Here is a 26141-nt window from a genome sequence, read left to right as displayed (position 1 = left end):
ACAATGATATCGAATCATTGTTTTTTAGCGAGCTTATATCCCCATAAATAAATTTAGGGGCTTTACGCTCGCATTTGGTAAATCTTTTTCTTGATATACATAAGTTCTTTTGCTTTCTGTTGTACTTTCAGTTAATAGCGAAATAAATTTGCCTGCTTTTACATAATTGCCGATAAAGTCCAATACATTTAAATATTTTTTACCTTGATAAGTGCGAAGTCCTCTACCTAATTGTTGCAAGAAAATAATCGGCGATTGGGTAGGTCGCAAAAACATCACCATATCTACAGAAGGAATATCCACACCTTCATTAAACATATCTACAGAAAAAATAACTTTTATCTGCCCTTGTTTCAATTTATTTATAGCTTCTTTTCGCTCCATAGCATACTCGCCACTGCCTTCACTGTAGACCGCCACCGAAGCAATACCTCGTTTATTGAAGTCTTTCGCCATCATTTCTGCATGTTGTTTAGAACAACAAAAAGCTAAAGCTTGCTTTGAAGCATATTTTTGATAATATTTATAAATCAATTCAAATCTTTTTGTATTAGCTTGATAAATATTTGTGAGTTCTTCTTCATTATATTGACCTTTCACTAAATGCAAATGTGAATAATCTGTTTCGTCATATATACCATAATAGTGAAAAGGCACTAATATTCCTTTATTTATCGCTTCTTTTAAAGTTATTTCATAAGGCACATTATAATCACATAATTCATATATATTTTTCCCATCTAATCGCTCTGGGGTGGCAGTTAAGCCTAAAAGAAATTTTGGCTTGAAATAATCCACTATTTTTTTATATTGAGCAGTAACTGCATGATGAAATTCATCTATGATGATATATTCAAAATAATCTCTAGGAAAATATGCTTCATTTAAGTATTCATCTTTAGCCAATGTCATGACAGAAGCAAAAATCATGGATTTATCTTTATCTTTTTGTCTTCCATAAAAAAGACCATAATCTTCAGATTTACGAACATTTTTAAAAGCTTCTACTGCTTGATATAAAATTTCTTCTCTATGTGCTACAAATAATATTCTTTTATAATTAACTGAGTCAAATGCTGATAAATACGTTTTGCCAATGCCTGTGGCTGCATGAATTAAAGCTTTTGTCGCTCCTTCATTTCTGCTGTTATTCAAAGCATATAAAGCTTCTATCTGTACCCCTCTTGGCTGAATTAATGGCGTGATATTTTTATTTTCTGTTTTATATTGTTCTAAATCCTTGATTATTGCTGGTTTTCGCCAGTATTTAGCATATCTATATAATTCTTCATCAGTGATAACAATAGCATGATTATAAAATAAATCCTCAAAAGTCGTGAAAAACTGTTGAAAACTATCTTTATCCAGTAAATTATTAAATCTATAATTCCATTCAATACCTGAAGTTAAAGCACTTCTTGAGATATTTGATGAACCTATATATATTTCACTATAGTCATCATAATGAAAGAAATAGGCTTTAGGGTGAAATGAATGTGTATTATCATCATAAAATCTTAAATCTACTTGATTATTTAATTCTTGTTTTATCAAATACAATGCTGATGGCTGTGTTATATTTAAATAATTTCCTGTCAAAATCCTTATCGGTATTTTCTTAGCTACTGCTTGTTTCAAATCTTTTAGAAGTAACCGCACTCCCGACTCCATCAAAAATGAAACAATGATATCTATTCTTTTTGCTTTTTCTATACTGTTTTTTAATTGAAAATATAACTGCTTAGATTTTGTCTGTCCACCAGTTAAAACATTCGTAAAATCTCTTATTTCTTCCTTAAGATTAGATTGAGCCATTTTTCATTTCCTCGCTGTGGTCTTACGTCTGCTGTTATCCATTGTTCTTCTACTTTTAGATTGTCTACATTGGCAATCAATTTGGCAAAGCTATCTTCTGTCATATCTGTGAAATATCTGCCGTTTCGCTCACCAGAAAAATCTCCATATTTAAATGATGTATAGATTATGCCTTCATCTTTTAGAGCCTTGCTCATTCGCTTAAAAGCATCAACTAAATCATCTAAAGATAAATGCAATATAGAAGAACAAGCCCATATACCATCATATTTATTTACTCTAGATAATTCATTAAAATACATATGACGAACTTTTATCTTCGTATATTCACTAGCGATTTTGCAAAGTTCTATCGAACCATCTATCGCATCTACATTAAAATCTTTAGCTAAAAAATATTTCGTATCTCTACCAGAACCACAGCCAAAATCTAAAATATAACCTTTAGCTGGCAATTTATTTATAAACTTATCTTGAGTTGCCTTAAAATCCACATTTAAAGTTCCCTCAACAAATTCTTTAGCATTAATATCATAATAATTTATAGTCTTATTCAACATAAAATAAACCCTTCTCAAATATATCAATATATTATTTTATTATACACTATCTATTTAACTAAAAAAGGATATGACCTAATGCCATATTCTCTACTTTTTTACATATTTTATACTAAAAACAATTTCATTCTAAACTTTTTGCCGTTATCCGCAAGTTATTAACTAAAAATATCAATTATTTTTCAATTTTATTTTGCCGATAAAAATAAAAAATCCTTTAGAATTATATAAATATATTTCTAAAGGATTCTTCTATTACTTATCGTAAACACATAAATTATCCATGAATAATATCTGTATACTCTGGATATTGTGCTAACCTATCTTCTGGTGGTATATGAACAGCTCCCGTAAATTTGCCTCTTGCCCAATCTGCATAAGTTCCCCAATAAAAATAACTAAAATACGTTCCATCTGTTACAGAAACATTATATTCAAAAATTTCTGGTGCAAAAGTTCCTTGCTCATTTATAATACCAGCAAATTTAGAATTTAATCTAATATGTTTTGCTGGAATTATATCTGATAAATCAATATAATTTACACCATCTTTTAAAATCACCTTTTTCTTATCTATTAAATGTACCATATTATCTGAAACCTCAATTGTTAATACAATAGAAGCATTAAATGGAATATTCGCGTTTACCATTAATTGTTGAAATTGCAATGTTTTCTTATTACATTTCAAATTATTACATTTACCTTCCAAATACTTCCATTCAGTTGTATGACTACCAATCGTTAATATTTCAGAAAAATCATAGTCAATAGCAAGACGCTTTGTAGATATATCTTTCTTTTCTGATTTAGATTTTAATTCCATTTCTGTTAATGAATCTAAATAAAATTTAACTTCTGATATCTTAGCATTCAAATGAGTATAATATTTTGGTCTACCTAATTCTGGTATAATATGACCAATATAAGAATAACCTATAAATATAGGTTGATCATCCCACTGACGCAATATTGATTCCTTTGGAATACCTTCTACATACGCTACTGGAATTCCATCTACATAAGAGGCTCCACCATGCTCTTTATCAAAAGACAGTGCATATCTAGCCATTTTATGCAATTTTATTTTTCCGCCTCGCCAATTTTTTTCAGTAATATCATGACAAATTCCCCATCTTAGAATACCGCTTCGTTCTACAACCATTCTAAACAAATAAGTTGCTCCCCAACCTACAGATTTTCCTCGAACCATCAACGGATTATGTCCCATTTCATTTTCATTAGCTAATCGTTGTATATTTGCTGAAACTATAGTTGTAAAGCCTTTGTTAGCTATTAAATCTTTAGCAGCAGGAATTTCAATATAATCTGTATCATTATCTAAGCAAAGTTGATAATTATTTTTATATTTTTCTAAACGTGGACATCCATGTATTAATCCATAATGACGATTTCCAGACATATCCTTAACATGTGGTATTAATTTTATACTGCCATATATTGTTACTACTTTAGAATTTGTAGAACCAATACTTATATGATATTTTCCAGTTTCTTTTACTTTATATATAAATTCTATATTATATTGTTGATATGGATTAAGAAATATATTTTTTGTTTCTATCATATGTTGATTAACAAATAACGGTATATTAGTATATATTTCTCTATCTATATTATTCTTTATATCAATAGATGCATGTATATATACACCTTGTTGCATAACTAATTTTTTACATCTAAAATTCATATATTCTACTTGAGCATGTTCAAAAACTATACAATTAAACTCTTTGTTAGCAATTTCAATTAAATGTTCTCCTGCCTTACTTGCAATATAATATGCAATAAAACTACTTCTAGCATGTGGATCAAGTAATATATTATGACGTAATGAATATAAACCAAATAATGCAATATTTTTCTTTTCACCATTATCATATAAATCAAATTGAGCTTTAGCTACTGATAAATTAGGATTATAAATTTCTCCAGATATTTTTAATGTGCCAATATTATCTACATGTTCTACTAAAACATTACTAATTTCAAGTTCTTTTAAATCATGAGATATTTTTATTGTATCTATTAATTTTTCCTCTCCTAATTCATTATATCCATAAATATCATATTGAATTATATCCTTATCTATATATAATAATCCAAAATTATTTTTGCCAATAGAAACTACTTCTGGAAATTCTTCCAAAAGTCGTTTATCTGTTATATGCTCAATTTCCGCATAATATTTCTGTAAAGTTCCTTGAGATACATATATCGATTGTTGGTTATTTTTATTTGATGTTATTGCTTTTGTATAATAATGTATATGTCCAGATATAATTAAGTCAATGCCATATTTATCAACTATACTAGAAATATATTTGTTATTTAATACATCAGTATAAGGATGATGTAATATCAATATTTTCCATTTACTATTCTGTGCTATTTCTGATTGCAAATCTACTTCCAACCATTCCATAGTCGTATCAATAAATTCTTGTATTGTATCATCAACTTGTGCATCTGAATTAATTGCATTCATTTCATATAAACCCCAAGGATTACTATCTACGAATACAAAATGTGTATTATTAAAATTTATTGAATAAGAGTTGCCTCGTCTAGCATGATTTACATAATTTTGAATTGGTTTAATAAAATAATAATCAAAATATTTGCCATTATCATGATTTCCTGGTGTGTAATAAACAGGAAATTGCTGTAATGATTGGGATATTAATTTGAACCAATTTTTTTCATATTGTTCACGCTGATCGCCTGTCGCAAAAGATATATCTCCACTATGAAGAATAAAATTAGGTTGATGTTTTTCTATACTTTTTTGTATATCTTCATGTAATTCAAAAGAATGTGTATCACCTACAGTAAGAATTTTTAATTTTTCACTATTTTTTGCTGTAGAAAATGTATTTTTATGAATTATTGTTTTTCCTTCATAAATATTATATTGATACATATTATTTATTTCTAATTTTATTAATTGGGCAAAGTATAATATATTGCTATTTCCATTATCTATACATAATTGTTGTAATTTTGCAGTTTTATATGTTTTCGCCCCTATTTCTTTATATTTTAAGCTATAATTAGAATTTTGATTCACTTCCCAAGCGATGACTACGCTATTTTCTTGTAGTGCTAATAAATATGGTTCAATTATAATTTTTCCCATGGCAAACTCCTATGTTCTTCTTCAATTAGTGATAATTACATTATACTATAAATTTTTGCTTTATTATATATAAATTAGATTATAACTCAACCTTATCTAACTAATAAATCACACAAAATTAACGATTACTATATTAGATATCTTGTTCATTCTATGATAAAATAATGATAATTCATAATAAATATTGCTATTAGGAGTATTGTGATGCTAGAATATAAATTTTCAACAAGTCAACATTCACAAAATCTATTTAAAAATAATATTGTACCTCGTCTAGCTTATGTTCAAGATATAAATGAATATCACCAAAATTTATCTATAAAACATTCACATAGCCAATTTTTGGAAATTATTCATATAATTAAAGGATGCGTCATTTACGAAATAAATCAAAAACATTACCGATTAACTCCTGGAGATACACTTGTCATTAATCCACAACAAATACATCGCATATCAGAATCATCTAAAACTTTATCAGCAATTGTATTAGGAATTAATAATTTACAAATTCAAGGGCTAGCACCAAATTATTTAATTCCCCTAACCGTATCCCCCATAATTTCTATAAACTCACCATTTAAAGATCTTCAACCTTATTTTTTATTATGCCGAAATTTAGCAATGATTCACAATAAAGACTATCTAATAAACAACCCCCAAACAACTCTTTTAACTTCTTTAATCACAATAATTCATAATTTATGCAAAAATGCCAATAAATCAGAAAAAAATGAAAATACTGTTTCAGAACGTATAAAATATTATTTAGACGCCCATTACCTTGAAGACATTAATCTAGAAATCATAGCTAAAAATCTACATTTAAACAAATTTTATTTATCTCATTGTTTTAAAAACTATATGGGAATTTCTCCTATGCAATATATTAATAAACGAAGAATTTCCGAAGCACAAATGCTTCTAATATCCACAAAATTAACAATTACAGAAATCTCTTTTCGTTGTGGATTTAATAACTCTAATTATTTTCAAACTACTTTCAAAAAAGCTATTGGTATTACTCCAGGACAATATCGAAAAAATTGGTAATGATATTAATTTTCAATTATATATATAGAAAAAAACCAATTCGATTATATTAATATCGTAATTGGTCTTTTCTATATTTGTTATAAAATAAATTATTAAAGGGGTTTAACGATGTGAATTTAAAAATTCTTCAATTTTAAATAAAGATGTATTAATTATTAAATCTTCTGGAATATCATACTTAGATATTAAATCTTGTGCATAATCAAATTGACCAATTTTTTTATGATAATGAGCATCTGATCCAATACTAATATATGTGTTATGTTTCTTAGCTGCCATAATTATTTGTTTACATAAATCTTCACTTCCAGGACGTGCTAAAGGAGATGAATTATTAATTTCTATAGCTTTATTATAATAAGCTGCCATTTGTGCTAATAAATCTGCATTTACTGGATAAATTGGATTATCCGGATGTCCAATTATATCTACTGTTGGTATCTGCATTATTTTTTCCCACACATTCATCATTTCATTTAAATCAGCACCAGGAACAATACATTCTTTATGGCAAGATACTATTACTATATCTAACTTCTTTAATTGATCTAATGTGAAATCTATTGTTCCAGAAGTATCCATAATATTAACTTCTGCTCCACATAAAATCTTTGTATCTTTAAATGTTCTTGGTATATCTCTATAAGTATTGAAATATGCCCATTTTACACTTCCAGGATATCCAGGACCATGCTCTGTTAGACCAACAGCTTTTAATCCCTTATCACTTGCTTCTTGTATTACTTCTGTAAGTGTACTATAAGCATGCCCACAAGCTAAGGTATGAGTATGCAAATCTGCTACTATATTCATAATAAAACCTCTTATACAAAATTTTTATTAATATTAATAAACTTATTATAACTGAAAATTACTATCTACGCATTGTTTAGATAATTTTTCATCTATAAAATCCATTATTTGTACACCATTTTTATATTCAGTTTCATTACATAGAGATAAAAAATAAGAATTTAATATATTAGCATAACTATCTGGATATCCTAAATCACCATTAGTAGCACTAATATGATTTAAAAATAATTTATTTGATATTTTAGCTGTAAAATTATTTTTTATTGCTTGTTTCTTATCCTCAATACTCGGTCCATCCCATAAATCTTGTAAATCTATAAATTTATTGTCATGCCAAGTTTGAGCCCAAATCTTATTATCAAATTCATAAAATTTATATTCAATAGGACTACATTCTAATGCAATAATTTTACCACGCACTAATCCTAAATTAGGAAATATTGTTGCTCTACTATCCCATTTATAAAATAATGGCATAAATTTTACAAGCTCATTTTTTAATGCTATTCCATATTCTGGATAGTCATCTTTTAATTCATTTGCATTTTGAACTCGCATAATAATTACTTCTGAAGGATATTTTTCTAAAAAATCTTTTAACGTACTCATAATCTCATTCATTGTAATATTACTATGCCATTCACGATGTGCTGCAATCATTTCACGTCTAATTCGCATATCAAAAAATCGAACACCACATTGTAATTGTTCATCTAATGAAAGATTCTGTGTTTTATAATATCTTTGATCACAAGTCGCAGTCATAGTATCATGGGTACCTGGTATTAATAAATCACAAATAGATGTATCATCAGAAATCATACTCATCCAATTTGATAAATTATATTTTTTCATAATTATTCCTCAATTCAATGCATATTATCCTTCAATTTTATTTTCTTTAATTAATTTTGCTCTAAGTTTAACAAGCATATGAGACATACATACAGCAACTAAAGCTAAAACAGCTAATCCAACAAAAGCCATAGCTAATACATGTGTATCTGTCAAATAAGAACGAATAATATGTCCAGCTGCATCTTTTTCAGGTGACTGTACTAAACCTCCCAGGATTATTGGAGCAAGTAATGCTGGTAAATATCCTAATGTAATTGCAAATGACATTGCTGCGGATGAATGTTTTTTTGCAACTCCTAATTCACCAATTGGAGCATAATATACACCACGAATCATAAAACAACAAGCTGATGCACATAACATTAAAACCATTAATAATGTAAACATTCCTGATGAAATTAATCCTTCTGGAGCTTGATCTGGAAGATATCCTTGGCTATATAAAGCGATATCTGGATGATTAGTAAAGAATATAAATGCAATAGCTGAAAGTAAAATTACTAAAATAATTTGTAAAGTTCTCATAAAATGAGCTGTAGATTCAAAAACTTTTTCAACAAGAATAGATGATACTAATGGTAACATTCTTAAACCAATTACAATACTAGCAAATACAGCAGCAGCTACAGCTGATGTTCCATAACCAGCTTGTAAAAATCTTGCAAAATAAGTGCCAGCTGCTACAAATGTTCCATATATACAAAAAACATTTAAACCTGCAATCCATACTACTGGCAATTTTGCAACATATCCAATACCTTTTATTGCTTCCATACTACTTTCTACATGAGTGTCCTCATCACCAACTTTTACATCTTTAGGAACAACAAAATAAACTGCAAGACCTGTCAAAAGTACAATAACACATGATGCAAGCATCATAGTTTTTGGAGCAACTTGATAATACAACATACCTGCCCAAAGTAATGAAATAAGAAAAGCTAATACCCCACGACCAAATTCAAATAGTCCAAATACTAATCCCTGATGATCTTCACTTGTTGACGAACGTAAAGCTTTAAAATTTGCTGGTTTAAATAAAACTTCTGAAAAAAACAACATTGAAAAGAAACAAGCTAGTAATACTGGCATACTAAGTCCTGGTGAAAACAAAGTAATAAATAATGAAATACATCCTACTCCTAATGATGATAATAACATTATATTACGTATAGAAAATCTGTCTCCAACCCAGCCTAGAGCAATTGTACCAACTAAAATAACTAAGCCCTGCATAGAATATAAATATCCTGCTTCTTGATCTGTTACGCCTAATGCTGCTGGAAATCCCCCTGGAACCGAATTTCTTATATCCCAAAATGCATATAATAATTGAGCATTTATCGTTATAAGAATTAATTGGAAAAATGTAGCTGGTGTAAACCCGTACTTTAATAATAAATGTTTCATAATTAGACCTCCTCATTTGTCTATGTATAACTATATATTTATTGTAATTCATATTAGTTTTTTCAATATTTGTATTTTTGTTATTTTTATCACTTTTATATTAATTTTTATATAAAATATTGTTTTTTTTATATTGTATTTCATAAATTAGAAATTTTTTATACAGTAATTTAATAAAATATTCTAATAAAAATTAACAACAAAATAAAAACCTCTAGAATATTTATCTAAAATTCTAGAGGTTTTTTCTATATAATTTTAAATTTACGATATTAACTAATATAAAGTTCAAATACTATATTTTCTTTTTAATTTTATGCCGATATCGGCAAGTTATTAACTAAAAATATCAATTATTTTTCAATTTTATTTTGCCGATAAAAAAATAGCAGATACATTTGTACCTGCTATTTTTATCTATACTATATTTATTTTTTAGAATTTAAATGTTACATTAGCAAGCCATTTATTAGCTGTTGTGGAATCACTATCTTGATATTCATAGCTGATACCGTAAGCAATTTTATCACTTTCTGCTTCAACACCTAATTTACCTATAAAGCTTCCATTATCTACAGTTTCAAAACCAAAACTATCAAAAGCACCATTTAAGCTTACTGTTTGATCAACATCTCTATCACCCATTGTCCAAACATATCCAACTTCTGCCACTGGACGAATTGTCCAATCATTATTTCTTATTTCTGTACTATATTTTACACCAACTGGTAATATAAATAAGTTTTGTTCATCAACATTATAATTAATGCCTAAACTATTAGTATAATCTGCTGTACCTAAATGCATATAACGAGCACCAATATATGGTACAAATTTGCCATTTGCTCCAGATTTAATAGCTTTTTCTGCTCTTACGCCAATACTAAATGCATCTGCATCTGGTGAAGCTGTTATTTCTGTACCACTATTATACTGAGTTATATCATTTGAGCTATGCATAAAGCTAATATCACCTAATACAGCACTATCACCATTATCAATTTTACCATATAAGGATACACCATAATATTCTGCATCATTTTGTGTTCTTGAAGCAATATTATTGCCACTGATATCACCATCTGCATAACTTAAAGCTACACCTACTGTAGATTTACCATTTTTATAAAAATCACTACCTACAACAATTCCATTAAATGTAACATCATAATCAGCTGTAAGACCAGCTAATTCTATATCATTAAGGTCTTCTTTATTATGAATATATTTTGCCCATACATCACTATCTTGATCACCATGTACAGCTATAGATAAATGATCTGCTACAGAATCTGTCATTGTATTGCTCATACTATATGTCGCATGATTTACACCTGCAAGTTCTCCCATATTAAATACACTATTTAAAGCTGTAGACTTACTATCTTTATTTAAATTATAATGATCACTTGCTGCTTGATTGAAGAATTTATATGCCGCACTTGATTTTTGTTTTTCATCATTTGTTTGCAAAGTCTTATCAATTAATTCATCAGCTACTACAGTCTCTCCAAAAATATCTTTTACATTTTGATATCTTGCTGTATAAGTATTTGCTGTTTCACCACTGCTAAATCCTAATAAAATATTATCAGAAACAACGTTATCATCAGACCATTTAGATGTTACATTACCATCTAAGATAGTATAACTTTGTTCATTTTTGGCATTATCTATATAAAGTTTTGCACCGTCTTGTTTGCCTTCTGTATTTTGAGCAATTTGAGCATCTGTTACGCCAGAAATTGCCACTTTACCATCAGTTAAAACTTCTCCATTAACCATTAATAAAGAATTATTGGCAAATTTTACAGTACCATTATTTAATGAACTAGCACTATCTTTTGTTGCATTTTTATCTACAACTAAAACGCCACCTGAAATATCTTGTGGTGCATTAATATATGCTGCTGCTAAAACATCATTATCTCCATTACCCCAAGTTAAACCTGTTTTAGCGAAAGCATTTTCTGCTATGGTTGTATCTGTTGTTCCTAATGATAAAGTGGAATTTTCTGCTACAACTAATTTACCATCAATTTTATTTAAATTGCCTGCTTCTTCACTACCAAATACTAAACCAGCTTTAGAGCCATCTGTTATAGTATTTCCATCCTTATATATTGGATCAAGATATACTACTGCACCATTTAAATTAGTATTTTCACTAATCAAAGTTCCTGCACTATTTTTATCACCAATATTAATATTAGCACCCTCATTTGCAGTTAACTTTCCATTAACTACCAAAGAAGAATTACCTATAATATTTGCTTGAGTATTAGCATCTAATTCTACATTACCATTAACTGTATTTGCACTAGATACTGAATTTAAACTTCCTTGATTTATAGATACATTAGCAGTTAAAGTATTTTCAGAATTATAACCTTCTCTACCTAAAGTCAATGAACTATCTGTATCATCAACAGTAACTATTAAATTATCTTTATTACCAGTTACAAGTTCTCCACCTTTACCACCTAAACCAAGTGTTTGTCCATCTTTAATAGCAATAGTATTTGTATTTTCTCCAACTTTTATTTGAGAAGCGACAAAACTACCATTAGAATATTGTGTCTCTCCATCTGTTGTACCATTACCAACTACTAAAGATGAAATATTTTCATTTACTTTTACTGGTGTATCTACATGAACATTTCCATTTTCTACAGCTTGATCAACAGTAATATCTTCTACTACTTCGCCTTTTTCATCAACAAGAGTTCCCAACATATTGATATTAGTTTTACCTACATCTGCCATATTCTTTTTGGCACTATCCAAATAATCTTGACTATATTTAATATCAGTAAAGTTTATCGTTCCACCTTCATATTTAATATAGTCATTTGTTACTTTTCCACTATCTTTAGAAGCAAGTACTGTAGCATCACTTGTAGTATCTATACCATTAGCGAAAATTTGACCTGTTTTTGTTTGAATTACACCTTCATTTTGTAAAACAATGCCACCTTTTAAAATATGAGCTTTTAACGCATCTACATCCTCTTGTTCAGTATCTCCATATTCATCAGGTGTAACTAACGAGCCATCTACCAAAGCTCTTAAATTATCAGCAATTAAAGTACCACCATTAATTTCAATCTTACCATTATATTTATTATCTTCGCTAGATAATGCTCCTATAAATGTTCCTACTTCATAAGTATTATCTTTATTACCATTTAAAATAATTTCAGCATTACCCTCTGCTACTATAGAGCCCTGTTCATAATCATTTTTATCTGCATTTACATTAGAATTAGTAAATGTTAATATTCCCTTTGTATTATTTCCATCATCACTACCACTAGCATATACAGTGGAATTTACATTGGAATTAATTACGTTAAAGGTACCACCTTCAGTTTTAAAATCAGTGCCTCCATTAAGATGTCCATCTGTATAATAAGCACCTGCTTCAGCATTTGAGTTTTGTAATGTTAATTCTGCACCATTACGTACACTTACACCACCATGTATGTTAACATTATCTAAAATTAATTTTGTTCCAGAGTTTTTAAGCTGTACAGCACTTAAACCATTATCTCCTGCTTCTAAAGCCATATCATCTGTTGCTATAATATCTCTGTCTTGAATAGTGCCTAAATCTTTTCCATCATCACTATAAATAAGACCTTGATTTTGATCTGGCTCTATTGCAGTATATGCAAAAGCATTTCCTGAAATACTTACTACACTAGCTGCCATCACAGCACATAAAATAGATTTTGTTAATTTTTGTTTTTTGCTCATAATTTTTCTCCTAATTTACATTATGTATCATCGTAAAAATTTTTCTACTATCATATATTGTAATACTAAGCGAATTTATTGAAAATTCTCATTAATATTAAAAATAACCCTAATAAGCAAAAATAAAAATTTATAAAAAAAGCCTTAGTAAAAAAATACTAAGGCTTTAATAAAATCTATATTTAAATATTTTCCAAGTTTTTCTGCTTAGTTTCTACACCTAAAGCAAATACTGCTACAGCAATAATGATAAATACACTAGCAAACATATAGAAAACAGTATGCATATCACTGCCAGCTTCTATCATCATACCTACAACAAGAGGAGCAGCCATACCACCGATACGACCGACACCTGCTGCCCAACCACTGCCCATAGCACGGATAGCTGTTGGGTAAAGTTCTGGTGTATAAGTATAAACAACACCCCATGCACCAAGATTGAAGAAGGACATCACACAGCCCCAGAAGATAATCAATTCTGCACTTTGAGCTTGTCCGAAGAAATAACTTGCTACACCACTCATACATAAGAATAAAGATAATGTATATTTTCTGCCTAATTTATCCACGAGCCATGCTGCACAGAAATATCCAGGAAGCTGAGCAAAGGTAATTAAAAGCACATATTCAAAAGTTTTTACAAAGGCAAAACCTTGCTGATAAACGATAGCAGGAAGCCATGTGAAAATTCCATAATAACTATAAACAATACCAAACCATACAATCCAAAGCATGATTGTTCTTGCTAAATATTTACCAGACCATAAATCTTTTAATTTTGGTTTTTCTGTAGGTGTATCATCAGTTGTTACTTTTAAATCGCCTTTATATTTAACACCAAGACGCATTTCCAAATCATCTACGATTTTTTGAGCTTCTTCTACTTTGCCTTTAGATAATAAATATCTTACAGATTCAGGCATATGCAAACGAATGAAAAATACATAAATAGCAGGCAAAGCACCAATGATAAAAGCATAATGCCAACCATAAACAGGAATGAATAAGTAAGCGATACAAGCAGCTGCTATCCAGCCTACACCCCAGAAGCTTTCTAATAAGACGATAAATCTACCACGTAAATTAGTTGGTGCATATTCAGACATGAGTGTCGCCGCTACTGGAAGTTCACCGCCTAGACCAAAACCAACGAAGAAGCGGAAAATCAGCAAGGATTCATAACTCCATGAAACTGCACAAAGTCCTGTGGCTATACTATATAAAATTACTGTTGCAGAAAATACAGCTTTACGACCGAATTTATCAGCGATAGAGCCTGCGATTACTGCCCCTATTGCCATACCCACAAGACCAATAGAGCCGATAGCCCCCATCTGTCCAGCAGACAAGCCCCATTCTTTACCAAGTACAGGTAATACAAAGGCGATAAGCCCTGTATCCATAGCATCAAATAACCAACCAAGACCTGTGATAACTAATAATTTATAATGGAAACTACCTACAGGCAAAGCTTCCAATCTTTGTAATAACATCAATTCCACTCCTCAATATGTTTAAAAGTTGTTTATGTAAATTTATTTTTCTATGAAGATAAATAAATTTTTAGCTTATACAGCTTTTGATATAAATTTAACAATACCATTTAACTTACCCCTTATTAAATATTTTTTGATATTATACATCAAATATTAACAGCTGACAAGACAGTAATATATACAAATATTTTCAACTTGTCAATAAGAAGCCGTTTTTACTGCTAAACGAAACAGTGATTTTACTCAATTATGATATAATTAAGCCAATATATTTTTGATAAATTTGTGAGGTAATCTTATGTTAGAATTCATCATTGGCAGAGCAGGAAGTGGCAAAACCACAGCTTGTTTAAATGCCATTAAAGAAAAATTAATCCATTCACCGACAGGGAAACCTCTAGTTATATTATTGCCTGACCATATGACTTTTGCGATTGAACGTCAATTAGCTTTGGAGTTAAAAGATTATGGCGGTTTTACTAGAGCTTACGTCTTGGGCATGAGCAGACTTGCCTATCAAGTATTAATGCGTTGCGGTGGTATACTCCATCCACATCTCAATGAAATCGGCAAGGAATTATTATTATCTAGAGTTTTAAGTTCTACCAAACTCTCTATCTTAGCCAAGGCTGCTCGCCAACATCATTTCACAGCTTCTGTATCGCAAATCATTGAAGAATTCAAAACATCTGGTATCAGCGTTACTACTTTGCAAGATATTTTAACGCTTATTGATAATGATTCACTCAAACAAAAATTGAGCGATTTAACTTCTATTTACGCTGGTCTTGATGAACAGATGGCTGGTCGCTATCACGATAGCGAAGATATGATGGAACTTGCGATCAAAAAATTACCTGAATGTACATGGCTTCAAGATGCTGAAATCTGGATAGATGGTTTTGATGCTTTCAATCCTCAACATTTTCGCGTAGTCGAACAATTATTAGCATTAGCTAGTGATATTCATTTAACATTATGCATCAACAATTTAAATGATATTGAACATGAAGCACCTACTGCTTTATTTCATCGCCAATTCAATGTATTTCAACAGATAAATAATATGGCTAAAAAATTAGCTATACCTACAAAGATAACTACACTTACAGCAAATCACCGCCACAAACAACAAGATTTAGCCTTTATTGAAGAGCAATTATTTAAATTTCCTTTAACAAAAAGAAATTATACTGGCGGTCTTCAAATAGTCGAAGCTCCTAATCGCCGTTTGGAATGTGAAGCTGTTGCCTGCGATATTTTGCGTCTATGTCGCGAAGAAAATTATCGCCATTATGATATCGGTATTTTAATCCGCAGTAGTGAAGATTATAGCGAATTATTGCAAGCTGTCTTGAATGATTTTAATATTCCTTATTTCAGCGATAGTAAGCGACAAACTGCTCATCATCCTCTAGCTGAATTAATTCGCTCTAGCCTAGAAGCTATTTCTACATGGCAATATGAACCACTATTTCGAGCTTTTAAGACTGATTTCTTCAATGATAAATATTTGCAAACGCTTAAAAATCTCGAAGAAAATGCAGATGAAATAAATTTAAATTTGACAGAACAAAAAGCTATCGCTCGCAAAGCCATTGATAAATTGGAAAATTATGTCTTAGCTTTTGGTCTTCGCGGTCGCAATCGCTGGTGTGAAGAAAATGATTGGCGTTTTTCTCACCATAAACAGATTGACTCTATGGGCACAGATTTGGAAGAAGAAGCTAATTTCACTGCTATAAATTTAACTAGACGCAGTTTAGTCGCTCCTTTAGAGAAGTTCTACACTGCTTGCCAAAATTCGCAGACTATCGAGGAATATACGCTTGCGCTATATGATTTTCTACTTGATTTACAAATACCGACTCAATTGCAATTATGGGAAAAAATAGCCCAGGAACAAAATGATATTGCCCTTGCCAAAGAACATCATCAAATTTGGGATAATATCATTGAATTGATGGATCAATTAGTGCAGACATGTGGCAAGGATTATATCAATCTTGAAAATTATTTAAAATTAATCAATGATGGCTTAGATAGTATTCAGATTGCTTTGATACCACCTGGCTATGATTATGTTACACTTGCACCATTTGAACATAATACTTTAAATAACAAAAAAGCTATTTATATTTTAGGTGCTAATGAAAAAATCATGCCTCGCCATAGTAAAACAGAAGGTATTTTAAGTGATGCTGAACGTTTATTGATGGCAAGTCTAGGGCTGAATATCTCTAGCGGTACAATGGAAGATAATTTTGCCGAAAGATATCTTCTCTACAAAGGCTTTTCCTTAGCTACAGATTATCTTTGGGTATCTTATGCTCTAGCTGATGGTGAAGGAACTGGACTGAATAAATCCATCTTGATAACTAGATTGCAAAAGATTTTGCCTAAAGCAAAATTCACAGCCATTCCTCTAGATAAGATAATCTCCTATCCCAGCGATTTTACGCTGAAAGAAAATCCTTTAGATAGCTCATTTGCGATAAAAACCATGCAGGTATCTACAACAAGAAAGACGCTTAGCCATTTGACTTCCGCTCTTCGCCAAGCTCGTGATGGTGAAGATTTAGCGTCATTTTGGCAAGATGTTTATAATTATCTCTTAACTGCTGATGTGCCTTTATCTACGGCACTACAAAGTATTTTCGCCCAAGCACCAAAGCCTGTATTGCCAGCTGATTTAGCTAGTAAATTATATACGAAACGCAAAACACTTCGTGGCAGTGTAACACGCTTTGAACAATTCTTTAATTGCCCATTCAAACATTTTGCCCATTATGCCTTAAATCTACAAGAACGCAAAGAATTTAAATTTGCCGCTCCAGATTTAGGGATTTTACTCCACGCCATCATGCACCAATTTGGAGAAATCCTCGTGAAGCGACAAATATCATGGCAAGATGTAACTCATGAACAATGTCAACAAATTTGCAAACAAATCATCAAGGCGATTGCTCCTAAATTACAAAATGAAATTCTCTTAAGCTCCAATCGCTATAGACATCTTTTGCAAAGAATTGAGCAATTATCCATTGATTCTTTGATGCGTCTAGTGGAATTTGCCAAACATAGTGAATTTTCACCTAAAGCTTTAGAGCAAGATTTCAGTGCTAATAGCTCCATGCCTCCTTTATTATTCACAAATGAAGATAATCACAAAATAGAAATCATTGGACAGATTGACCGCATTGATTTCAATGATAATTACTATCTAGTCATTGACTATAAATCAGGCAATGCTTTTATTAATCTACTGCAAGTATATTATGGCTTGAAATTACAGCTTTTGACGTATCTTTTAGTAGCTCAAAATACTACTTTGCAATTATATAATATGGAAAATGCCATTCCTGCTGGTATTTTATATTGCTTTTTAAAAACACCTATCATCACAGGTACTAATAAATTATCCGTTCAACAAATTAAAACAGAAATTGAAAAGAAAATGCGTATGCCAGGCTGGGTACTAGCAGATCCAGAAATCATCAAAAAAATTGATGACTCTTCTAATTTCATCAAAGTACGTTTAAATAAAAATCAAGATGATATCTCCGCTCAAAGTCGTTCTTATGTAAAAACAGCAGAAGAATTCGATTTATTGATGAAACATATCGAAAATACTTTAAAAGAAGCTGGCAGTGAAATTTTAAAGGGCAATGCTGATATCGCACCGTATAAATTAAAAGATGAAACGGCTTGCAAATACTGTCCATATATCGCTATCTGTCGCTTTGATAAATATATCTCCGGCTATAATTATCGAGAAATAAATCAACTCAATGACGAGGAAATCATTGAAAAATTAAAACAGAAAGAAGGAATTCCATGCCTTGGTCAGCACAGCAACAACAAGCTATAAATACTTATGATAAAAATATCCTCGTAGCCGCAGCTGCTGGCTCAGGGAAAACCTCTGTATTAGTAGAGCGTGTAATTCAACGCATTGTAAATAAAACATGCGACATCAATCAAATACTAGTCGTTACTTTCACTAATGCAGCCGCAGATGAAATGCGTGAACGTATCGCCAGTGCCATCACAGAGAAATTATCCGATAAAGATAAAGAGCGTCAACTCGTATTATTAAACGCTTCTTCAATCTCCACACTTCATGCTTTTTGTCAAAATATCATTCGCCAATATTTTCATCAATTAGGCTTAGATCCTAAATTTCGTCTTGGCAATCCTCAAGAAATTGAATTATTAAAACTCGATGTACTTGAAGAACTCTTTGAAACGAATTATGACAAAGATGATAATGAAGACTTTCTAGAATTTACTGACACCTATGGCAATGAACGTGGCGATGATAGCACCTATGATATCATCTTAAAACTATATGAATACTCTCGCAGTCAGCCTTTTCCTCTACAATGGCTGAAAGCTCTACCTTCATATTTTCAAATCAACAACGCTGATGAACTCAATGATTGCCCATGGCTACAGATAATTAAAGACAATGTCAAAGATGGTTTAAATATAGCCATAGACAATAGCCAGAAAATGTATCAATTAGCTACAGATTTAAACTTACCACCTTATGCAGATATCGCCAGTGAAGATTTGGCTTTTCTTTATGATTTAAATAACTTAATCGACACTTCATGGCAGGAATTTTTTAATTTAATCAATGAATTTAAATTTAAAGCTCTGCGAATTTCTAAAAAATTCTCTATAAATGAAGAAGATAAAGCTACCATCTCCGCTCTTCGTGATGAAACTAAGAAAATCATCAAACAATTAAAAGAGCATTATTTTACGCAGACTATTGAAGATACACTCTCCGATATGCCTCAATTGTATAAACAAGCCAGTAGCTTATGTAATATAACCATAGAATTTTCTCAAGCTTTTAGTAAAGCTAAAAATGAACGCTCTTTAGTCGATTTTTCCGACCTTGAACATTTCACTTTGAAATTACTCTCTGAAGAAAATTCTACTGCTGAAAAACTGATACCTTCATCAATCGCCCAGACATTACAAGAAAAATATGTAGAAATCATGGTCGATGAATACCAAGATACAAACGGAGTTCAAGAAGCTATTTTAAATCTAATCGCTTCACGCACTAAACCAAATTTATTTTTTGTCGGCGATGTAAAACAAAGCATTTATAAATTCCGTTTAGCTGAGCCAGAATTATTCTTAGCTAAATATCATCAATACCCTCATGAAGAAGATTGTCTTCGCATTGATTTAGCCCAAAACTTCCGCAGTCGCAAGGAAATCCTTGATGGTGTCAATTTCATCTTTTCCCAAATCATGACCACAAAAGCTGGAGAATTATCTTATGGCAAAGATGAAGCCTTATACTGCGGTTTTGATTATCCTCAAAGTGAATTTTTGACTTTAAAATCACCGATTGAATTAACTTTATTGGATAAACAGCAAAAATTAACTTTAACTGATAATGACGATAGTGATAATGAAGACACTGTACAAGGCTTTCAAGCTGAAGCTAAATATATTGCTCTTCGCATAAAAGAATTGATGAATAAACAGCCCCTTGTCTTTGATAAACATACAAAGACTTATCGCCCTATAAAATGGAAAGATATCGTTATCCTACTGCGTTCTGTTCAAGATAAAGCTAAGATATTAGCTGATGTACTTCGCGAAGATAATATTCCTGTATATGCCACTATTGAAACAGGATATTTCCAAGAAACAGAAGTTCGCATCATGCTTTCATTATTGCAGATAATCGACAATCCGCAACAAGATATACCACTGACTGCGATTTTATACTCACCTATATTTAATTTCACTGTTGAAGATTTAGCTCATATCCGTCTTATCAATCCGCAATTAAATATGTATGAAACTTTATTATTCATGACATCTATTAATGAGCTACAAGAACAATTACTCCCTGTAGATAAAAAAGTATTTGCTAAATTGCAGATTAAAGTAAATGATTTTCTCACCAAATTACATTATTGGCGAGATTATGCCCGCAGTCATAGCGTACCTGAATTGATTTGGCTATTGCTCAATGATACAGGATATTATGATTATGTAGGTGGCTTGCCTGAAGGCTCTGTACGCCAAGCGAATTTAAGAGCACTCTATGACCGAGCTTTCAATTATGAGCAGACTTCTTTCCGCGGTCTTTTCCGCTTCTTGCGTTTTATCCATAAAATGCAACATATGGGAAATGATTTAGCCGTAGCTAGAAATCTAAGTGATAGTGAAGATGTAGTGCGTATCATGAGTATTCATAAGAGCAAAGGTCTTGAATTTCCTGTAGTAATTCTTGCCGATATCGGCAAACAATTCAATCTCAAAGATGTTCAAGAAAGTGTTCTCTTTCATAAAAAACTCGGCTTAGGTCTTTATGTAAATGATGTCAAACATCACTATCGCTATCAAAATTTATCTCGCCAAGCTATCATTCAGCAAATCGTCAAAGAGTATAAAGCTGAAGAAATGCGTATATTATACGTAGCTATGACTAGAGCTCGTGAAAAACTCATACTCACAGGTACTGTTCGCAATATGGAAAAATTTGCTCAATATGCTTGTTCTCAATTGCAAACGACAACAAAAACTCTACCTGATTATTTCATCATGCAGGCAAAATCGTATTTAGATTGGTTAGCTCCTGCTATTGCTCGTCATCATGACGGCTTAACTTTACGTCAATCAGCTACAAATGAAAGTGCTGTTTTACTAGATGACCCTTCACAGTGGCAAATTTCTCTAATCAACTCATTAGATATCACAGATAAAACTATTATCTCCACTGTAAATGAAGATATCATCAATAAAGTAAAAAAATTACAGCCATTGCCAGCTACAAAGCAAAAAGATAATATTGATAAATTATTGAATTGGTCTTATCCTCATCAAGAGGCATTGTCCATTCCAGCAAAATTATCCGTTACTGAAATCAAACAGCAATTTGCTTCAACTGATTATGCTCCTCAAGATGATAATGCTCAAACGCTATTTGCTGAAACCAGCTTTAAACGACCACAATTCTTACAAAAACAAACAAAAATGACTGCTACAGAATATGGTAGTTTAATGCATACAGTGATGCAACATTTAGATTTTCATGGCGATTTATCCGATAAAGGCATATTAGCCCAACTTCACAATTTAGCTGATAGAGAAATAATTGACAAACAGCATATAAATAAAATCTACCGCAAAAATATCCGTGAATTTTTATTTTCACCGCTAGGCATACGCATTCAAAAAGCAAAATCACTACAAAGAGAATTGGCTTTTAACCGCATGATTAATGCTAAAGTCTATTATCCTCAAGCCGAAGATAATGATACTATCTTTATCCAAGGTATTATCGACTTATTAGTCGAAGAAGATGATGGCTTGATTTTATTGGACTATAAAACAGATAATTGCACACAAGCAGAAGCTAAGGCAAAATATGCCTTGCAAATAGAACTTTATGCTCAAGCAGCCAGTGAAATCATGCGAAAACCGATTAAAGAAAAATATCTCTATCTTTTTCATGATGCTAGCTTGATAAAGATGTAGCTTTAGTTATACAATTAACTAAATCGAATAACTATAAACGTATAAAAGGAGATTTTTAATGTATAAATTAATAGCCCTTGATATGGACGGCACTTTATTTAATTCTGACAAACAAATCACTGATAGAACAAAAGAAACTTTAGCTCAAGCTAGAGCTTTAGGTGTAAAAATTGTCCTCGCTTCTGGTAGACCACTTGCTGGACTTCAACCACCACTTAAAGAATTAGATTTAATTCATGAAGGCGAATATGTTTTAAGCTTCAATGGTGCTTTAATCGTTGATGCAAAAACTGGTGAAGCTGTATCTAAATGTATTTTAAAAGGCTCAGATTATAAAAAATTATTTAAATTGGCTCAAGAATTAGGCGTACATTGCCAAGCATTCTCTCCTAGTCGTGGCTTAATCACTAACGAAACTAGCCAATATACAGAACATGAAGCTAGTATCAATCAAATTGATATCAATATCATCAATCCTTTAACAGATATTACAGATGAAGAAGATATCATCAAAGTTATGTTCATTGATCCACCAGAAATTTTAGATGAAGCTATCGCAAAACTTCCTACATGGATTAAAGAAGATTTCAATGTATTTAAAAGCGCTCCTTTCTTTTTAGAAATCACTCATAAAGATGTAGATAAAGGTGCTGGATTATTACATCTTGCTGATTATTTAAATATCAAACAATCTGAAACTATGGCATGTGGCGACCAAGGCAATGACTACACTATGATTAAAGCTGCCGGTCTTGGCGTTGCTATGGAAAATGGCATTGATAAAGTAAAAGCTATCGCCGATTATGTAACTGATACAAACGATAATGATGGTGTAGCTAAAGCCATTGAAAAATTTGTTTTAAATAGATAAAATAACTCAAAATAAATAACCCTCAACAGTTATCCATAAAACAACTATTGAGGGTTATTTTCTATTAATCATTTAATCATTAAATTATAAATTCATAATTATGCTCTACTTGTTAAAATATCATCATGAGCTCTAGCATATTCTACGATTTGTATAAATCGCAATCCACCTATAGAGTCACGGCTAACTGTAATCCATGTCAAATACATTGGTGTATCAGTCCAACGGAATTTATCTTTTTTAGTATAATAAGATTCATCACCAAAACAAATAGAAGTCTGTTCTATATTCAACTTACATTGAGTAATTGTATAATAATTAAATTCTGAAGACATTGGCACATTATTTATTTTCTTTTCCTGATAAATAATGATATTCTTATTGATAGAACCGTCTTCGTTTCTTGCATATTTTATGCTATTTGTATCGAAGGCATAATTATAATCTTCTGCAGGTCCAATATCAAAAGCTTGCCAATTATATGTTTGTGTATTCTTTTCTTCACTTTGAGCGAAAGCTACACAAGTATTTACAATCAATAACATCATCAATAAATAAATTACTTTTATTGTTTTATTCATTAAAAATCACAACCTTTTATTTAAATTTATTAACTTAGAAAAGAGGTATTTTATGGCACCAAAATCAACTTGGGAAACTTTTACCTTTGTATCTGGCATTGGTTTTCACTTTGTAATCACTATTGGCGTTTGTATTTTCTTAGGGCAAAAAGCTGATATATACTTTGACTCTACACCTATTTTCACTTTAATTGGCATTATATTAGGTGTAATCACCGCTGTTTACACTGCCTATAGAAAAATCAAAGATGTCAATAAATCTTAAGGAGTATCTATGATTAAATATATCGTCAAAGCAGATGTCAAAGAGCAATTAGCTAAAGATTACTTAAAACGCCATGAAAATATATCTTCTACATTATGGAAAAAAATCAAACGACAAGATGAATTTTTCGTAAATGGTCAAAAAGTTCGTGCTACACAGGCAATAGTAAAACCAAATGACATCATTGAATACAATCTTCCTGCAACTTCAAAAGTAGAAGCTATACAAATACCCTTAAATATTGTCTTTGAAGATGATTATTTCTTAATCGTAGATAAAATAACTGGTATGCTCACTCACCCATTAACATTTGAAAATACTCAAACTCTAGCTAATGGCGTGATGTATCATTTTGCTAAAACTAATCAAAATGTAGGCTGTCATCCACTTTATCGCCTTGATAGAAATACTTCCGGCCTCGTCGTTTTTGCTAAAATGCCACAATTACAACATCAATTAGCCAATAACCACCAAAAATTTCAAAGATATTACTATGCATTAGTTCATGGAAAACTCTCACAAAAACAAGGGCAGATAAATGCACCTATTGGCAGAAAAAAAGATAGTATCATCCTACATGAAGTCAATGATGAAGGCAAACATGCCATCACGAATTATCGCGTAATCAAAGAATTTGAAAATTATTCTTTAATTGAACTATGGCTAGAAACAGGGCGAACACATCAAATACGTGTGCATATGTCTTATCTTGGTCATCCATTATTAGGAGATGACCTTTATGGTGGTAAATTGGATTTAATCGCTCGCCATGCCCTTCATGCTTATAAATTAAAATTCACTCACCCTTTTACCCATGAAGAAATTTGTATCTCAAGTCCTATGCCAGATGATATGACAAAATTAATCATAGATTAGGAATTTGCCAATTTATAGGTTTTTCCCCCACAGCTTCTAAAAAAGCATTTACCTTAGAAAATGGTCTACTGCCAAAAAATCCATTAAATGCAGATAATGGACTTGGATGTGCAGACTCTACGATGAAATGTTTCGGATTAGTAATCATTTTTTTCTTTTTGCGAGCAGGTGCTCCCCATAAGACAAAAGCTATAGGTTTTTCACGTTCATTTAAGATTTCAATAATTCTATCTGTGAATTTTTCCCAACCCATATTACGATGAGAATTCGCTTGATGTGCTCTCACTGTAAGTACAGTGTTTAGTAATAATACACCTTGCTGTGTCCATGGTTTTAAACAACCATTATTTGGTATTTCACAGCCTAAATCTTCTTTTAACTCTTTGAAAATATTCACAAGTGAAGGTGGAGCTTTTACTCCAGGTTTTACAGAAAAACTAAGTCCATGTGCCTGACCATCACCATGATAAGGGTCTTGACCTAAAATCACGACTTTTGTATCATGATAACTTGTATAATGGAGAGCATTGAAAATATCATACATGTCTGGAAATATCTGTCTCGTTTTATACTCATCTACTAAAAATTTACGAAGTTCTAAATAATATGGTTTCTTCAATTCTGGATTTAAAAATTCAGCCCAATCATTATGAAAAATCTCCATGAATTACACCTCTTTCTCATTTAAATATCATTATTTTTATTATACCAAAATATTAACAATAGGAAAAACAACGGAGGTATGCAATGAGCAATCATTTAAAAGGTATTTTAATGGTATTATCTTCTACTGCGATGTGGGGTCTTGTAGGAATTTTAGTTCAATACTTGATAAGTAGTGAACATTTCACACCTGAATGGCTTGTAAATACACGTCTACTTGCTAGCGGTATAATTCTTCTAGTCATTACTTATATTTTCTATGAACGAAATATATTTAAAGTATTAAAAACAGATTTTATATCTTTATTATTATTAGGTGTAATTGGGCTTTTAGGTTCACAATATGGCTTTTACCAAATGCGAGCGTAAAGCCCCTAAATTTATTTATGGAGATATAAGCTCGCTAAAAAACAATGATTCGATATCATTGTTTT

The 26141-nt window shown here is 31.0% G+C and carries 17 protein-coding genes; 7 read left to right on the top strand and 10 right to left on the bottom strand.

The genetic code is table 11. The features are described 5' to 3' along the window. Nucleotides 1-33: 33 nt before the first annotated feature. From AC5LAX_RS11255 to AC5LAX_RS11245, 3 genes are all read right to left on the bottom strand, one after another. Nucleotides 34-1815, bottom strand: a complete 1782-nt coding sequence (locus tag AC5LAX_RS11255; RefSeq protein ID WP_288909077.1) for a DEAD/DEAH box helicase family protein — start codon at nucleotides 1813-1815, stop codon at nucleotides 34-36. Next, nucleotides 1785-2375 (bottom strand): class I SAM-dependent methyltransferase, encoded by a 591-nt coding sequence (locus AC5LAX_RS11250; RefSeq protein WP_288909076.1) that lies wholly within the window; start codon nucleotides 2373-2375, stop codon nucleotides 1785-1787. The genes AC5LAX_RS11255 and AC5LAX_RS11250 overlap by 31 nt, the downstream gene beginning before the upstream one ends. Before the next feature lie 277 nt (nucleotides 2376-2652). Then, on the bottom strand, nucleotides 2653-5535 hold the full coding sequence (locus tag AC5LAX_RS11245) for a metallophosphoesterase family protein (protein ID WP_288909075.1): 2883 nt from the start codon (nucleotides 5533-5535) through the stop codon (nucleotides 2653-2655). Nucleotides 5536-5739: 204 nt separating this feature from the next. Between AC5LAX_RS11245 and AC5LAX_RS11240 the strand changes: the two genes are divergently transcribed. Next, nucleotides 5740-6588, top strand: a complete 849-nt coding sequence (locus tag AC5LAX_RS11240; protein ID WP_018999846.1) for an AraC family transcriptional regulator — start codon at nucleotides 5740-5742, stop codon at nucleotides 6586-6588. Nucleotides 6589-6693: 105 nt separating this feature from the next. On the opposite strand, the gene AC5LAX_RS11235 is transcribed toward AC5LAX_RS11240, so the two are convergent. The 5 genes from AC5LAX_RS11235 to AC5LAX_RS11215 all read right to left on the bottom strand — a co-directional run bounded on the left by AC5LAX_RS11235 (nucleotide 6694) and on the right by AC5LAX_RS11215 (nucleotide 14930). After that, complete coding sequence (locus AC5LAX_RS11235) at nucleotides 6694-7404, bottom strand: PHP domain-containing protein (protein ID WP_018999845.1); 711 nt, start codon at nucleotides 7402-7404, stop codon at nucleotides 6694-6696. Between the two features lie 45 nt (nucleotides 7405-7449). Continuing rightward, nucleotides 7450-8262, bottom strand: a complete 813-nt coding sequence (locus tag AC5LAX_RS11230) for a phosphatidylinositol-specific phospholipase C domain-containing protein (RefSeq protein WP_018999844.1) — start codon at nucleotides 8260-8262, stop codon at nucleotides 7450-7452. Nucleotides 8263-8286: 24 nt separating this feature from the next. After that, nucleotides 8287-9675, bottom strand: a complete 1389-nt coding sequence (locus AC5LAX_RS11225; RefSeq protein WP_266286370.1) for an MFS transporter — start codon at nucleotides 9673-9675, stop codon at nucleotides 8287-8289. Between the two features lie 435 nt (nucleotides 9676-10110). Then, a complete protein-coding gene (locus tag AC5LAX_RS11220) occupies nucleotides 10111-13434 on the bottom strand; it encodes an autotransporter family protein (protein WP_288909074.1) in 3324 nt (1107 codons plus the stop codon). A 182-nt stretch (nucleotides 13435-13616) separates the two neighbouring features. Continuing rightward, entirely contained in the window at nucleotides 13617-14930 is a 1314-nt protein-coding gene (locus AC5LAX_RS11215) for an MFS transporter (RefSeq protein ID WP_115152347.1), read from the bottom strand. A gap of 301 nt (nucleotides 14931-15231) precedes the next feature. Here AC5LAX_RS11215 and addB point away from each other — a divergent pair, with 301 nt between their 5' ends. From addB to yidA, 3 genes are read left to right on the top strand one after another with little or no spacing between them, the layout of a single operon-like run. Further along, on the top strand, nucleotides 15232-18804 hold the full coding sequence (gene addB / locus AC5LAX_RS11210; RefSeq protein WP_117585741.1) for a helicase-exonuclease AddAB subunit AddB: 3573 nt from the start codon (nucleotides 15232-15234) through the stop codon (nucleotides 18802-18804). Then, nucleotides 18771-22451, top strand: coding sequence for a helicase-exonuclease AddAB subunit AddA (gene addA, locus AC5LAX_RS11205; RefSeq protein ID WP_288909073.1), 3681 nt, complete (start codon nucleotides 18771-18773; stop codon nucleotides 22449-22451). Before addB ends, addA begins: the two co-directional genes overlap by 34 nt. Nucleotides 22452-22509: 58 nt before the next feature. Continuing rightward, on the top strand, nucleotides 22510-23322 hold the full coding sequence (yidA, locus tag AC5LAX_RS11200) for a sugar-phosphatase (protein ID WP_288909072.1): 813 nt from the start codon (nucleotides 22510-22512) through the stop codon (nucleotides 23320-23322). 98 nt (nucleotides 23323-23420) lie between these two features. Here yidA and AC5LAX_RS11195 read toward each other — a convergent pair whose 3' ends face one another. After that, the gene (locus AC5LAX_RS11195; protein ID WP_117463962.1) at nucleotides 23421-23903 is read right to left on the bottom strand and encodes a hypothetical protein; all 483 of its coding nucleotides are present in this window, start codon (nucleotides 23901-23903) and stop codon (nucleotides 23421-23423) included. A 52-nt stretch (nucleotides 23904-23955) separates the two neighbouring features. Here AC5LAX_RS11195 and AC5LAX_RS11190 point away from each other — a divergent pair, with 52 nt between their 5' ends. Together AC5LAX_RS11190 and AC5LAX_RS11185 are read left to right on the top strand one after the other, a co-directional pair. Further along, nucleotides 23956-24168, top strand: a complete 213-nt coding sequence (locus AC5LAX_RS11190) for an AtpZ/AtpI family protein (RefSeq protein ID WP_008539308.1) — start codon at nucleotides 23956-23958, stop codon at nucleotides 24166-24168. A gap of 9 nt (nucleotides 24169-24177) precedes the next feature. After that, the gene (locus AC5LAX_RS11185; RefSeq protein WP_288909071.1) at nucleotides 24178-25044 is read left to right on the top strand and encodes an RluA family pseudouridine synthase; all 867 of its coding nucleotides are present in this window, start codon (nucleotides 24178-24180) and stop codon (nucleotides 25042-25044) included. On the opposite strand, the gene AC5LAX_RS11180 is transcribed toward AC5LAX_RS11185, so the two are convergent. Further along, nucleotides 25034-25708 (bottom strand): uracil-DNA glycosylase, encoded by a 675-nt coding sequence (locus AC5LAX_RS11180; RefSeq protein ID WP_019000029.1) that lies wholly within the window; start codon nucleotides 25706-25708, stop codon nucleotides 25034-25036. The two genes, AC5LAX_RS11185 and AC5LAX_RS11180, sit on opposite strands and share 11 nt — an antisense overlap. A gap of 83 nt (nucleotides 25709-25791) precedes the next feature. Between AC5LAX_RS11180 and AC5LAX_RS11175 the strand changes: the two genes are divergently transcribed. Beyond that, complete coding sequence (locus AC5LAX_RS11175) at nucleotides 25792-26076, top strand: EamA family transporter (RefSeq protein WP_117585736.1); 285 nt, start codon at nucleotides 25792-25794, stop codon at nucleotides 26074-26076. Nucleotides 26077-26141: the final 65 nt, after the last annotated feature.

The sequence above is a fragment of the Megamonas sp. genome (genome assembly GCF_986095205.1).
Note: the sequence above shows the minus strand (reverse complement) of the source record. Positions and strands in the feature narration are given on the sequence as shown.

What these genes read in the sequence shown, in the direction of transcription:
- AC5LAX_RS11255 (WP_288909077.1), bottom strand. Translation starts at nt 1,815, where the DNA reads ATGGCTCAATCTAATCTTAAGGAAGAAATAAGAGATTTTACGAATGTT.
- AC5LAX_RS11250 (WP_288909076.1), bottom strand. Translation starts at nt 2,375, where the DNA reads ATGTTGAATAAGACTATAAATTATTATGATATTAATGCTAAAGAATTT.
- AC5LAX_RS11245 (WP_288909075.1), bottom strand. Translation starts at nt 5,535, where the DNA reads ATGGGAAAAATTATAATTGAACCATATTTATTAGCACTACAAGAAAAT.
- AC5LAX_RS11240 (WP_018999846.1), top strand. Translation starts at nt 5,740, where the DNA reads ATGCTAGAATATAAATTTTCAACAAGTCAACATTCACAAAATCTATTT.
- AC5LAX_RS11235 (WP_018999845.1), bottom strand. Translation starts at nt 7,404, where the DNA reads ATGAATATAGTAGCAGATTTGCATACTCATACCTTAGCTTGTGGGCAT.
- AC5LAX_RS11230 (WP_018999844.1), bottom strand. Translation starts at nt 8,262, where the DNA reads ATGAAAAAATATAATTTATCAAATTGGATGAGTATGATTTCTGATGAT.
- AC5LAX_RS11225 (WP_266286370.1), bottom strand. Translation starts at nt 9,675, where the DNA reads ATGAAACATTTATTATTAAAGTACGGGTTTACACCAGCTACATTTTTC.
- AC5LAX_RS11220 (WP_288909074.1), bottom strand. Translation starts at nt 13,434, where the DNA reads ATGAGCAAAAAACAAAAATTAACAAAATCTATTTTATGTGCTGTGATG.
- AC5LAX_RS11215 (WP_115152347.1), bottom strand. Translation starts at nt 14,930, where the DNA reads ATGTTATTACAAAGATTGGAAGCTTTGCCTGTAGGTAGTTTCCATTAT.
- addB (WP_117585741.1), top strand. Translation starts at nt 15,232, where the DNA reads ATGTTAGAATTCATCATTGGCAGAGCAGGAAGTGGCAAAACCACAGCT.
- addA (WP_288909073.1), top strand. Translation starts at nt 18,771, where the DNA reads ATGCCTTGGTCAGCACAGCAACAACAAGCTATAAATACTTATGATAAA.
- yidA (WP_288909072.1), top strand. Translation starts at nt 22,510, where the DNA reads ATGTATAAATTAATAGCCCTTGATATGGACGGCACTTTATTTAATTCT.
- AC5LAX_RS11195 (WP_117463962.1), bottom strand. Translation starts at nt 23,903, where the DNA reads ATGAATAAAACAATAAAAGTAATTTATTTATTGATGATGTTATTGATT.
- AC5LAX_RS11190 (WP_008539308.1), top strand. Translation starts at nt 23,956, where the DNA reads ATGGCACCAAAATCAACTTGGGAAACTTTTACCTTTGTATCTGGCATT.
- AC5LAX_RS11185 (WP_288909071.1), top strand. Translation starts at nt 24,178, where the DNA reads ATGATTAAATATATCGTCAAAGCAGATGTCAAAGAGCAATTAGCTAAA.
- AC5LAX_RS11180 (WP_019000029.1), bottom strand. Translation starts at nt 25,708, where the DNA reads ATGGAGATTTTTCATAATGATTGGGCTGAATTTTTAAATCCAGAATTG.
- AC5LAX_RS11175 (WP_117585736.1), top strand. Translation starts at nt 25,792, where the DNA reads ATGAGCAATCATTTAAAAGGTATTTTAATGGTATTATCTTCTACTGCG.